General features: G+C 67.9%; 11 protein-coding genes. 5 read left to right on the top strand and 6 right to left on the bottom strand.

What is annotated here, in order from left to right:
* Positions 1 to 165: 165 nt before the first annotated feature.
* Both ACFV2O_RS03555 and ACFV2O_RS03560 read right to left on the bottom strand, forming a co-directional pair.
* A complete protein-coding gene (locus ACFV2O_RS03555; RefSeq protein ID WP_379249894.1) occupies positions 166 to 2,352 on the bottom strand; it encodes a molybdopterin-dependent oxidoreductase in 2,187 nt (728 codons plus the stop codon).
* 189 nt (positions 2,353 to 2,541) lie between these two features.
* Complete coding sequence (locus tag ACFV2O_RS03560; RefSeq protein WP_355073094.1) at positions 2,542 to 3,060, bottom strand: hypothetical protein; 519 nt, start codon at positions 3,058 to 3,060, stop codon at positions 2,542 to 2,544.
* A 324-nt stretch (positions 3,061 to 3,384) separates the two neighbouring features.
* On the opposite strand from ACFV2O_RS03560, the gene ACFV2O_RS03565 reads away from it, so the two are divergent.
* Both ACFV2O_RS03565 and ACFV2O_RS03570 read left to right on the top strand, forming a co-directional pair.
* A complete protein-coding gene (locus tag ACFV2O_RS03565; protein ID WP_364432945.1) occupies positions 3,385 to 3,948 on the top strand; it encodes a DUF4282 domain-containing protein in 564 nt (187 codons plus the stop codon).
* Positions 3,949 to 4,151: 203 nt separating this feature from the next.
* Entirely contained in the window at positions 4,152 to 5,027 is an 876-nt protein-coding gene (locus tag ACFV2O_RS03570; RefSeq protein WP_379249896.1) for a helix-turn-helix domain-containing protein, read from the top strand.
* Between the two features lie 23 nt (positions 5,028 to 5,050).
* Here ACFV2O_RS03570 and ACFV2O_RS03575 read toward each other — a convergent pair whose 3' ends face one another.
* The gene (locus tag ACFV2O_RS03575; RefSeq protein WP_379249897.1) at positions 5,051 to 5,479 is read right to left on the bottom strand and encodes a MarR family winged helix-turn-helix transcriptional regulator; all 429 of its coding nucleotides are present in this window, start codon (positions 5,477 to 5,479) and stop codon (positions 5,051 to 5,053) included.
* Positions 5,480 to 5,564: 85 nt separating this feature from the next.
* On the opposite strand from ACFV2O_RS03575, the gene ACFV2O_RS03580 reads away from it, so the two are divergent.
* Complete coding sequence (locus ACFV2O_RS03580; RefSeq protein ID WP_379249899.1) at positions 5,565 to 7,031, top strand: MFS transporter; 1,467 nt, start codon at positions 5,565 to 5,567, stop codon at positions 7,029 to 7,031.
* Positions 7,032 to 7,104: 73 nt separating this feature from the next.
* Here ACFV2O_RS03580 and ACFV2O_RS03585 read toward each other — a convergent pair whose 3' ends face one another.
* Both ACFV2O_RS03585 and rfbA read right to left on the bottom strand, forming a co-directional pair.
* Complete coding sequence (locus tag ACFV2O_RS03585) at positions 7,105 to 7,662, bottom strand: dTDP-4-dehydrorhamnose 3,5-epimerase family protein (protein WP_379250137.1); 558 nt, start codon at positions 7,660 to 7,662, stop codon at positions 7,105 to 7,107.
* Between the two features lie 2 nt (positions 7,663 to 7,664).
* Positions 7,665 to 8,537 (bottom strand): glucose-1-phosphate thymidylyltransferase RfbA, encoded by an 873-nt coding sequence (rfbA, locus tag ACFV2O_RS03590; RefSeq protein WP_355073084.1) that lies wholly within the window; start codon positions 8,535 to 8,537, stop codon positions 7,665 to 7,667.
* 224 nt (positions 8,538 to 8,761) lie between these two features.
* Between rfbA and ACFV2O_RS03595 the strand changes: the two genes are divergently transcribed.
* Entirely contained in the window at positions 8,762 to 9,751 is a 990-nt protein-coding gene (locus ACFV2O_RS03595) for an alpha/beta hydrolase (RefSeq protein WP_379249901.1), read from the top strand.
* 276 nt (positions 9,752 to 10,027) lie between these two features.
* Here ACFV2O_RS03595 and ACFV2O_RS03600 read toward each other — a convergent pair whose 3' ends face one another.
* Positions 10,028 to 10,735 (bottom strand): hypothetical protein, encoded by a 708-nt coding sequence (locus ACFV2O_RS03600; protein WP_355073080.1) that lies wholly within the window; start codon positions 10,733 to 10,735, stop codon positions 10,028 to 10,030.
* Between the two features lie 306 nt (positions 10,736 to 11,041).
* Here ACFV2O_RS03600 and rfbB point away from each other — a divergent pair, with 306 nt between their 5' ends.
* Positions 11,042 to 12,058 carry a dTDP-glucose 4,6-dehydratase gene (gene rfbB, locus ACFV2O_RS03605; protein ID WP_379249903.1) on the top strand — a complete coding sequence of 339 codons (1,017 nt, stop codon included), beginning with the start codon at positions 11,042 to 11,044 and terminating at the stop codon, positions 12,056 to 12,058.
* The last annotated feature ends 18 nt before the right edge of the window (positions 12,059 to 12,076 follow it).

A 12,076-nucleotide genomic window follows, 5' to 3' on the forward strand; every position in this document is an offset into this window, starting at 1 on the left:
GATCGCGTCCATTTTAGATGAGATCCACGCGGCAAAACGTCGAAATCCCCGTCGAGAATGCCCTTGATTCGGCTGCGGCGCAAGTATTTCCGACGGTTGGCTAAAAGCCGACCGGCCGGAATAATGTCCGGCCGGTCGGGATTTGCGGGATCGGTTGGAGAGATGTCAGGCCGGAGTCAGTGTCACCGGAACGCCGTTGAACACGGCGTTGCCGGAGGGCGCGTCGACCACCGAATCATCGGTGAGCACATTGGCATTGACGCCCGCGTGCGTGCGGGCCACGGTCTGCGCGCTGTCGGCGTGGCCCCACCCGTGCGGCAGGCTGACCACCCCGGGCATGATGGCCTCGGTCGGCTCCAGCGGGACCGTCAGCGTTCCGGCGGCCGATTTCACCACCGCCTCGTCACCCAGCCCCAGTCGCTCCACATCGGCCGGATTGATATGCAACGTGCACCGATTCGATCCGCTCACCAGCGTCGAGATGTTGTGCATCCAGCTGTTGTTCGACCGCAGCTGCCGCCGTCCGATCAGCACGATCTCCGGCGCGGCGTCGGCCAGGCGCGCCCGCATCCGTGCCACGTCGTCCAGCAGCGGCTGCGGGGCCAGGTCCACCCGCCCGCTCGCCGTACGCAGCGCGCCCGGCAGGCGCGGCTGCAACGGACCCAGGTCGATACCGTGCGGGTTGTCCAACAGCACTCGCAGATTGAGTGTGCCGCCGTTCCATTCGCCGTACGGCCCGAGGCGCAGCATCAGGTCGATGCGCTGCTCGGTGCTGTTCTCGCCGATCAGGTCGCCGCGCCGTTCGGGGAAACCGGCCTTGTGCAACATCCCCGCGATGACGAGTTCGTCCACGGCGGTGAGCGGATCGATTCCGTCGGAGCCGTCGTGCGGCCTGCCGGTCAGCGCGGCGGCGAGGCGAGCCAGGACGGCGGGTTCGGAAGGCCGGTCACCCAGCGGCACCAGCGGGCGCGAGTATCGCGTGTAGTTGCGCACGGCGAATTGCAGCAGCGCGAAGTCGTAGTGCGGGGATTGCGTCGGACGCGGGGGAGGCAAGATCACATCCGCGTGCCTGGTGGTCTCGTTCACGTACCGGTCCACGCTCACCATGAACTCGAGCTGGGCGAACGCCTCGTCCAGGCGCGCCCCGCTCGGCGCGGACAGCACCGGATTGCCCGCGACCGTCACCAGGGCACGGATCTGCCCTTCGCCCGGCGTGGTGATCTCGTCGGCGAGCGTCGCGACGGGCAGCTCGCCCATCGCCTCGGGCAGCCCGCGGACTCGACTGGTCCAGCGCCCGGCGCGGAACGGCTTGGTGCGGGGGATGCCGCCGGCCGCGGCGGTGGCGAACATCGCGCCGCCGGGAGAGTCGAGGTTGCCGGTGAGCGCGTTGATCGCGTCGACGAGCCACTGCGTGATGGTGCCGAATTCGGCGGTGCACGTGCCGATACGGGCGTACACCGCGGCGGTCGGCGCCGCCGCGAGCTCACGGGCGAGCCGCACGACCGTGGACGCCGGTACGCCGGTGCGGGCCGCGACCGTCTCCGGGTCGAACGTGGCGGCGGCGGTGCGCAATTCGTCCAGGCCGGTCACCTCGACGCGCAGATCGGTCAATTGCTCGGCGAAAAGCGTGTGCACGATGCCGAACAGCAGGTACGCATCGCTGCCTGGCCGGATGAACAGGTGCTCGTCGGCGAGTTTCGCGGTGCGGGTGACCCGCGGATCGACCACCACGAAGCGGCCGCCTCTGCCACGCAGCGCCTTCAGCCTGCCCGGGAAATCCGGTGCGGTGCACAGCGAACCGTTCGATTCCAGCGGATTGGCCCCCAGCATCAGCAGGTAATCGGTGCGGTCGAGGTCGGGCACCGGCACGGTGAGCGGATCGCCGAACATCAGCCCACTGGCCACCTGCTTGGGCATTTGATCGGCGGTGCTGGCGGAGTAGATGTTCTTGGTGCCCAGCGCGCGTAGCAACGCCGGTACGTACAGCGTGCCCGCCACGGTGTGCGCGTTGGGATTGCCCAAGTAGGCCGCTGCCGACTGTGTTCCGTGCTCGGCCACGACGGCGGGGAACCGCTCGGCGATGTAATCGAAGGCTTCGTCCCAGGTCACGGTGCGCCAGGCACCGGTAGCGCGGTCACGAATCAGCGGGTCGGTCACCCGGTCCTGGTCCTCGTCGAGATGACCGAAGCTGGCTCCCTTCGGGCAGATGAAGCCTTTGCTGAAGGGATCACTGCGGTCGCCGCGGACCGAGGTCACGTGGTCGTCGGGATCCAGGGTGATTTCCAGGCCGCAGACCGCCTCACAGAGCGGGCAGGTCCGCAGCAGATTGCGCGATTGCGTGATCGGGGCCATACCCCATCTTTGCGTTCGACAGTGGAACTGAAAAGAGAACGCTTGATATCGGCGACGCCGAACGACCGGTACCCGGCAGCGCTCCGGGGTGGGGGTCCGGAGCGCCGGGACGGATACCGGTCGCAAACAGGCCGGGTAGCGCGGCCCCGGCCCGCGATCAGCAGGTGAACTCGCTCAGGGGTGCGTTGCTCAGCAGGCGATGGTCAGCTTGGCGCGGCGCGACGTGGTGGCGGCGCGCACGGCCGCGGCGATCGCGACGACCGGCGGAACCCAGCGGGCCTCGCCGGGCGCGACGCCCCAGCAAGCCGAACCGGCCGACAGGTGGGTGGGCGGCAGCGGGATGCCGGCGCCGTCGGTGTACACGGTCGCTCCGGCCTCGCGCAGCGCCTCGAGCGCCATCGCCGCCTTGCGGACGCCCGTGACCAGGTGAATCTCGCGACGCTCCGTGCCCGGGATCTCGATAACCGCACCCGACAGGTTGTTCGCCCGCAGGAAGCGGCGGACCTCGCCGGCCAGTTCGCCGGTGACTTCGATGCCGGACAGGTCGTCGTCGGTGATCAGGCTCAGACCGTTGGCCGTTTCGGCGACCGTCCACCCGCGCTGGTTGTAGTCCTGCGCAGCGGCGGTCAGCTCGGCCGCCGTGACGGAAGTCGGAAACGTGGTGCGCACTGTCTTCTCCATTCCCCGGTAGATCTCTGGGTCCTGCATTCATGGGTCGTATCGGCGGGGGACGCCGTGGGCGTTACGGGTTCTCCGAAAGAATTTCCAGAGTGTCGCCTACGTCTCATTTCCGGAAGGTTCGTCCGTGTATCGCCGGGCATCCCGAGGTGGCTCGCCATGCCTGCCACGCAGCTACTTTCGGCCGTGGACCTGGCCACTCGCTGCGCCGGAGCTGTGAGATCGCTGTGGGGTGGGCGTAATGGGTGTTGCGGGTGCGAAAACATACCGGGGGCGTGTGTTTCCGGCTGGATCCCCCCGCCCCGGACAGGGAGGATTCTCGGCATGAGCGTCAGGCTCGAAGGAGGACCCGGCATGAGTGACGAAGCCAACGGACCCGGCGCGCCCGCGGACGCCGACGAGTACGAGGCCGAATCGCGCTGGATCACGTGGAAAGAGTCGGCGGCCGAGCGGTTCTCCAGGTCCGCTCCCGGCGAAGAGCAGCCCGCCGAGCCGTTCCGCAGCCCGCGCGCGTTCGCGCAGTGGAGCGCCGCGGCTGCGCGCGCCCTGCTCGACGTGCAGTTCCACCGCCCGGCCACCGGCACTCTCTTGCCGCTGGCCTACATCCTGGGACTGGTGTTCGCCTTCGCCGTGCCCATCACGTTGACGGTATCGGCGTGGCGGGTGTCCGCGGTGCTCGGCGTGCTCGCCGCGGTGCTGGGCGTGCCGCTCGGCCTGACCATCGCCGCCGCCGTGCGCCTGATGCTCGAGTTCCTGGTGAACGCCTCGCGTCTGGCGACCAGGGTGGAGCACATCAGCGAGTTGGCCGACGACCTGTTCCAGGCGTTGTCGGACGTGGCCGAGCCGGTCAACCAGCTGTCCGAAGACGTTCGGGCGGTGCAATTCTGGCGCTTCCGCAAGCGAAACCCGCGCAGGTAGGGACGAAATCGCGTCGTGCGGAAGTAGTTTGACTCGCAGGGGCCACCGGCCTGGCTGGGACACGCGCCGTGACCGCTGCGAGCTTCACTGTGAACAATGCTGTTCGGATACCCGGCATCCACCTCGGGTGTCCGAGGGCGTGCCGCGTCGCAGACCGAGGATGGTTCACGGTGCGCGCGGTGTAGGGCGAACAGGGGGGAAGCATGGCTTTACCGCAGGGAACGACCGGATCGACCATGCCGCGGCGGCAGCTCGGCAGGCATTTGCGTGATCTGCGCAACCGGGCCGGGATGACCACGCGGGTGGCCGCGCAGCAGTTGGAGTGGTCGGAGGCGAAGATCTGGCGGATCGAGACCGGGCAGACCTCGCTGCGCGGCCTCGACGTCGAGGCGATGTGCAAGGTCTACGGCGCGCCGCCCGACCTGCTCGAACCGCTGCGCGCGTTGGCGCGCGACACGAAGGCCAAGGGCTGGTGGACCACCTACGGCGACGTGATCGCGGAGGGCTTCGACGTCTATATCGGGCTGGAAGAGGCGGCCACCAGGCTGTCCACCTACGAGAACGAACTCCTACCCGGCCTGCTGCAAACCGAGGGCTACACTCGCGCGCTGTGCACGGCGGCGCACCCGGAGTTGGCCGCGCACGAGATCGACCGCCGGGTGCGCTTGCGCCAGGCCCGGCAGACCCTGGTCACCCGGGCCGACGCGCCGCTGCGGCTGGACGCGCTGATCGATGAGGCGGTGCTGCGACGGCGCATCGGGGGCCCGGCGGTGACCGCCGAGCAACTCGACCATCTGCTCCGGATGGCGCAGCTGCCTAACGTCCGGATCCGGCTGGTGCCCGCGGATTGCGGCTATCACGACGGCATGGCGTCGGGTCGTTTCGTGCTGTTGGAGTTCGCCGAGGCGGGTTCCGGCGAGCGGCCGGAACCGCCGGTGGTCTACCTGGAGACGTTCACCGGTCCCGTCTACGTGGACAAGGAGCACGAGATCGCGCGCTTCCGAGCGGCGTTCGCGAGCATCGAGGCGGCGACGATCGACGCGCGTGCGCACATCGAGGACGCACGGAAAGCGCTCTGAGTAAACGCTTCAGCCCGCGCTGATCAGCACTTCGGCGGCCCCGGCAATTCCCAGGTGTCGCTCAATACCGCCCGGTGGGTGGGCAGGGCCCGGTCGTAGACCTCGCGGCCCTTCTCGGTGAGGCAGACGAACACGGCGCGGCGGTCTTCCGCACACATGGTGCGCTGAACGAGGCCGTCGCGCTCCAGCCGTGCCACGGCCCGCGACAGCGCGCTCTGGCTGAGGTAGATGTCGTTGGCGAGGTCGCTCATCCGGTAGTCGCCACAGTTCGCGTCGATCAGCCGGTCCAGCGTCTCGAATTCGCTGAGCCCGATGTGATGACCGTTCTGAAGCGCTTTCTCGAGCGCACAACTCACCGCCGCGTGCCGGTCGAGCAGCTCGCGCCACTCTCCAACCAGCCCGGCCGGCGCGGGGGCGCGCCGGGCTGTGCTCACGGTGGTCGGCTTCGACATGGCCCCATCTTAGTGGGCACGGCATGTCCATGCAACTGCATTAAATGTGTTGGCATTTAATGCGTGCGCATGTAATGTCCTCCGCATGACTTCACCAGCAACGCTCTCGGCCGCTCAGGCGAGCGATCCGACCAGATGGGCAGCCCGGCTCTGGGGCATGCTGATCACGCTGTGCATCGTGTTGTTCCTCGACGGTCTCGACGTCTCGATGATCGGCGTCGCGCTGCCGTCCATCGGCACGGAACTCGATCTGTCCACCTCGACCCTGCAATGGCTGGTCAGCGGTTACGTCCTCGGGTACGGCGGTCTGCTGCTGCTCGGCGGCCGCACCGCCGACCTGCTCGGGCGGCGCAAGGTCTTCCTGATCGCGCTCGCCGTCTTCGCGGTCGCCTCGCTGGCAGGCGGTCTGGTCAGCTCCGGTCCGCTGCTGATCCTCACCCGCTTCGTCAAGGGCCTCGCCGCCGCGTTCACCGCACCGACCGGCCTGTCGATCATCACCACCAACTTCGCCGAGGGACCCGCCCGCAACAAGGCGTTGTCCATCTACACGGTGTTCGGCGCGGGCGGCTACTCCATGGGCCTGCTGTTCGGCGGTCTGATGACCGGCGTCGGCTGGCGCTGGACGTTCCTGCTCCCGGTGCCGATCGCGCTCGCCGCGCTGGCCGCGGCCTACGTGCTGGTGCCCAAGGACAAGCCGGCCGAGGAAGGCGGACACGACCTGTTCGGGGCGCTGCTGTCCACCGCCGCCATGCTGCTGCTGGTCTACACCGTGGTCGCCGCGCCGGAAGCCGGGTGGGCGTCCGCGCGCACCATCGGTTCGTTCGTCGCGGTCGCCGCGCTGTTCGCCGGATTCGTCGCGGTGGAGAAGCGGGTGCGCTACCCGCTGGTGCGCCTCGGGATCCTGCGCAAGTCCTCGCTGGTCCGGGCCAGTCTCGCGATCGTGGCGGTGGCGGGCTCCTACTTCAGCTGGCAGTTCATCGTGACCCTGTACATGCAGGACACTCTCGGTTGGTCTCCGCTGAAGCTGGCCATGGCGCTGCTGCCGGTCGGTCTGCTGGTCGTGCTGTCGGCCTTCTTCTCCGACCGACTCGTCGATCGTTTCGGCACCGGGCCGGTGATCGCGGTGACCATGACCGTGATGGCCGTCGGTTACCTGCTGTTCCTGCGGTTGGACACCGCACCCTCCTACCTGACCATGCTGCTGCCCGCGGTGCTGCTCATCGGCATCGGGTGGGTCGGCTTCCCCGCCATCAACATCCAGGCCACCAACGGCATCGATGACGAGGAGCAGGGTCTCGCCGCAGGCGTGCTGCAAACGTCCATGCAGGTCGGCGCGGCCATCGTGCTCGCGGTGACCACGGCGATCATCGCCTCCGGCGCACACGCCGACATCTCGGCCGCCGGGATGCTCGACACCTACCGTCCCGGTCTGGAGTTCGCCGCGGGCGTGTCCATCGTCGGCGCGCTGGTCGCCCTGCTGGCCTTCGTGCCGCGATTCCGCGGCCGGGAGCAGGCGGCGGACGAGGCGAAGGAACTGGAACTCGTCGCCTGACTGCCGTGCTGCCGAGCGCTGTCACCCGTATCGGGTGGCAGCGCTCGGCTCGGCGCGGGCGATATCCGCCACCTCATGCGGCTCCCGAGAACGGCGGGGCCACGGTGTCTTTCGCGGAGCGGACGAAAGTGAGTTCCCGGCCGTCGCGCCCCACCCGCGGCCACTCGATGCCGAGCGTGGGATCGAACGCGTCGATATCGTGGTCGAACTCCGGCTGATACTCCAGGGAGCACAGGTACGTGACCGTCGAGCCGTCCTCCAGCGAGAGGATCGCGTGGCCGAGCCCTTCGGACAGGAACACCGAGCGCCGGTCGACGTCGTCGAGCAGCACGCTGTCCCAGCGGCCATAGGTCGGCGAGCCGGGGCGCAGGTCGACGACCACGTCGAGGAAGGCGCCGCGCACGCAGGTCACGTACTTGGCCTGTCCGGGCGGGTCCTCGGTGTAGTGGATCCCGCGCAGCACCCCCGCGGCCGACACCGAGCAGTTGACCTGCCGCAGGTCGAACGGCCGCCCGGTCACCTTCTCGAACTCCGAGGCCTTGAACCCCTCGAGGAACATGCCGCGACTGTCGCCGTGCTGGCGCGGCGTGATCACCCACGCGCCCGGCACCGCGAGTTCCCGGAACTCCATGCTCACCAGTCCCGTCCGCGTTCGAGCAGATCGAGCAGGTAGCGGCCGTAGCCGGAGCGGACCAGCGGCTCGGCCAGCGCGCACAACCGCTCGTCATCGATGAAGCCCATCCGCCAGGCCACCTCCTCGGGGACGCCGATCTTGAGGCCCTGCCGTTCCTCGATGGTGCGTACGTAATTGGCGGCGTCGAGCAGGGAATCGAAGGTACCCGTGTCCAGCCAGGCGGTACCGCGGGCGAGCACGTCCACGCTCAGACGATCCTGTTCCAGGTAGGCGCGATTGATGTCGGTGATCTCGTACTCGCCACGGGCGGACGGGCGCAGCGACCGGGCGATCTCCACCACGTCGTTGTCGTAGAAGTACAGCCCTGGAATGGCGTAGTTCGACCGCGGCGTCTTGGGCTTCTCCTCGATGGACACCGCGCGTCCCTCGGTGAACTCCACCACGCCGTAGGCGGTCGGGTCGGACACCCAGTAGGCGAACACCGCGCCGCCGTCGATTCCGTGGAAGCGATTGAGGCTGGTGCCGAGGCCGGGGCCGTGAAAGATGTTGTCGCCGAGCACCAGTGCGGCGCAATCGCCGCCGATGTGGTCGGCGCCGAGGACGAAGGCCCTGGCCAGGCCGTCCGGCTCCGGCTGGACCACGTAGCTCAGGGACAGCCCGAACTGCGTGCCGTCGCCCAGCAGCCGCCGGAACGCCGCCGCGTCCTCGGGCGTGGTGATCACCAAGATGTCCCTGATCCCCGCGAGCATCAGCGTGGAAAGGGGGTAGTAGACCATGGGTTTGTCGTAGACCGGGACCAGCTGCTTGCTCACCCCGCGCGTGATCGGGTGCAACCGGGAGCCGGTGCCGCCCGCCAGAATGATTCCGCGCATGCCTTGGAGTCTGCCAGTTTCGCGGCTCCGGGATTCGGTGAGGTTCCGAGTAGTCCTCGATTCGGTTACGGGCGTTCCGCGGCGGCGGGCTTCGAGCGATTCTGTTGCGTAGGTCACGATGCGCATGGTGTTCTGAAAAGACACTGTGTGAGATGTCAGCGCCGACAGCTCGCTGGGCACGGTCCGGTCGTGATTCGGCGCGCCAGTTGTGAGGTAGGTGCGCGATGGCGACCAGAGACGGCGAGCCCGGTGCGGTGATGAATCCGAAGGGCCCCAGCGCGCAATCGCGTCTGCTGCTGGCCACTTGCATGGGCGTGGTCCGCCCGATGCTGCGAACCTTTCCGGTGACGAGGACGACCATCCCGGTCGGCGCGGCCACCGTCGACGGGCTGGCGCGGTTACGTCCTCGACCGCAGGGGATCGATCGAGAGCAGGTGTCGCTGCACGGCATCCGCCTGGAGATCATCCGCCCGGCCGGTGCGTCGCGTGCGTTGCGCCACGGCGCGGTGCTGTACATGCACGGCGGTGGCTTCGCGATCTGCAGTACCCGTAGTCATCGCCCGGTCGCGGCGAGCCTGGCCCGCCGCACCGGCCTGCCCGTGATCAACGTCGAGTACCGCCAGTTGCCCCGGACGCGGATCAGCGATTCGGTGGGGGACTGCCTCGCGGCCTATCGCTGGCTGCTGCGCCATGGCGCGGATCCAGGGCGGATCATCTTCGCGGGTGATTCGGCGGGTGGATACCTCACCTTCGCGACCGCCCTGCTGGCCCTGGAGTCGGGGCTGCCCGCACCGGCCGGGTTGGTCGGCTTGAGCGCGCTGCTCGACCTGGACTACGCGGCGAAGCGGGACTACGTGAACGTCGCGCGCGATCCGTATATCCCGCTCTCGGCGCTGGAAGCGGTGGTGCGCATCGGCGCGGAGGTCGACGGGACGCTGGATCCGAGCCTCTCGCCGGTCAACGCGGCGCTGTCCGCGCTTCCACCCGTGCTGCTGGTCGCCGCCGAGGACGAGGTGCTGCGCTTCGATTCCGAACTGATGGCGCAGCGGCTCACCGCGGCGGGCGTGCCGAACGCCTTGGAGTTGTGGCGCGGCCAGGTCCACGCCTTCATGAGCATCGCGCCGAATCTGCCGGAGAGCAGGGCGGCGCTGGCGCGGGTCGCGCGGTTCGTGCGGGCCAGGATCGAAGGGGACCAGCGGGCTCGGACGGCGTAACCGGTCGGGCCCTGCCCAGGCGAGCCCCGCCCCGCATCAGACGGGACGGGGCTCGCGTCTGTGCAGGGGTGGTGCACTGCTCCGGGCGAAATTATTTCCGAATCGAAGTTATCTATCCTTGATAGCCGAGGTCACGACGTCGCAATCTTGGCGCTTCACTTTTTGTTCAGGATTAGTTAACTTTCGTTCGCGGCGGCAATGAATGAAGCCCCGTCCGCGTGGACAGCGCGGAGGGGGCTTCGATTCGTTTTCAGTTGTCCGTACGGTCGCGGGGAATTACTTCGGGGCGACGAACGGCTGGTTGATGGTGGTGAAGTACTGGATCGCGGCACCGATGGCGACCGGGGCGGTGATCAGCAGCTGGCCCGCGAGGGTGCCCAGCGCGCCGACGGCGATGATGCCGCCGAGGCAGCCGATGGCCGCGGCCGGGATGAACGCGCCGAACAGGCCGACGATGGCCGCCGAGGCGACGGTCGCGCCGGCGATGCCGCCGAGGACGCAGCCGACGGCGCCGCCGCCGATGCCGCCGACCAGGGTGCCGATGGTGGCGCCGGTCGAGATGGTGTCCTTCATGCGGTTGAAGGCGGCCTGCTCACGGTCGTACTCGGACTTCCAGGGCGCCTTGTCCTCGAACGGCAGGGCGACGGGCTTGTAGGTCGCGTGCGCCATGTCGAACTGCGGGGTCAGGGTGGCGGTGTGGTCCGCGATCTCGGCAGCGATCGGGAACTCGAAATCATCCACCCGGAAGGTCATCGGCATGCCGGTCAGCACGTTGCCGTTGGCCGCCTTGACCTTGAAAACGCCATCCTCGACGACCATGGAACCGGCATCGGTCGTGATGATGGACTGGGTGTCGGTCGCGTGAGCGGTGAAGTTCACCGCGTCATCGGCCTCGGCGGCCGGAGCCGCGTTCACGGTGCCGGCGGTGACGCCGAGGGCGGCGATCAGCAGTGCCGACGTCGCGGCGAATTTCCTCATCAGCATTTTGTTTGGAACCTCGATTGAAGCGTTCGGAGGGGACTAGACGAGCAAAATCTAGACCAGCTAACGCGTGGTGAACCCCTTGTGACTGTTTATTCAAATTTTGTTCACCATCGAGACCCACGGCTTGGTGGGGTCGCGGAAATAGGGGCGCTGACCGGGCTTTTCCGTGCCATATCAATCTGAGAGTTCCAATCGTTGGGAAGTCAATGAGACGAATGTCACAGATCGAAAACCTGGAGTTCGGTTTGGCCGCACCGGGTTTCGAGTCCGTCGCCGGTGCGGCGGGGCCCCACGTACAGTCATGGGGTGCGATTGCTCGTCACCGGTGGCGCCGGATTCATCGGCGCGAACTTCGTCCAGCAGACCGTGTCCGCCCACCCGGATACGGCCGTCACCGTCCTCGACGCCCTGACCTATGCCGGGAACCGAGCCTCGCTCGACCCGGTGGCCGATCGCATCGAGTTCGTGCACGGCGACATCGCCGATCTCGACCTGGTCGACGAACTGGTCAGCGGCATGGACGCGGTGGTGCACTTCGCCGCGGAGTCGCACAACGACAACTCCCTCGCCGAGCCGTGGCCGTTCGTGCAGACCAATATCGTCGGCACGTATTCCCTGCTGCAGGCCGTGCGCAGGCACGACGTGCGCTATCACCACGTGTCGACCGACGAGGTCTACGGCGACCTCGCCCCGGACGATCCGGCCTTCACCGAGACCACCCCCTACAACCCGTCCAGCCCGTACTCGGCCACCAAGGCCTCGAGCGATCTGCTGGTGCGCGCGTGGACCCGCTCGTTCGGCGTACGCGCCACGATCTCCAACTGCAGTAACAATTACGGGCCCTACCAGCACGTGGAGAAATTCATCCCGCGCCAGATCACCAATCTGATCGATGGGGTCCGTCCCCGGCTCTACGGGGCGGGACACCAGGTACGCGACTGGATCCACGTCGACGACCACAACCGCGCCGTGTGGGAGATCCTGCGCCGGGGCCGGATCGGGCAGACCTACCTGATCGGCGCCGACGGCGAACTAGACAACAAGTCCGTGGTGCAGATGATCCTCGCGGAGTTCGGCCGCGACCCCGACGATTTCGACCACGTGACCGACCGGCCCGGCCACGACCAGCGCTACGCGATCGACGCGACGTCGCTGCGTTCCGAACTCGATTGGCGCCCCCGTTACGCTGACTTCCGCGCCGGACTCGCCGCGACGATTCAGTGGTACCGGGACAACGAGAACTGGTGGCGCCCGTACAAGGCCGCCACCGAGCACGCCTACCTCGCTGCGGGCGAGCGGACTCTCAGCGCGGCGGGAGACTGAAAGGCGCCCCGGGAGATA

Origin of the sequence: Nocardia sp. NPDC059691 (assembly GCF_042733915.1) — a bacterium.
Lineage (GTDB): Bacteria > Actinomycetota > Actinomycetes > Mycobacteriales > Mycobacteriaceae > Nocardia > Nocardia sichangensis.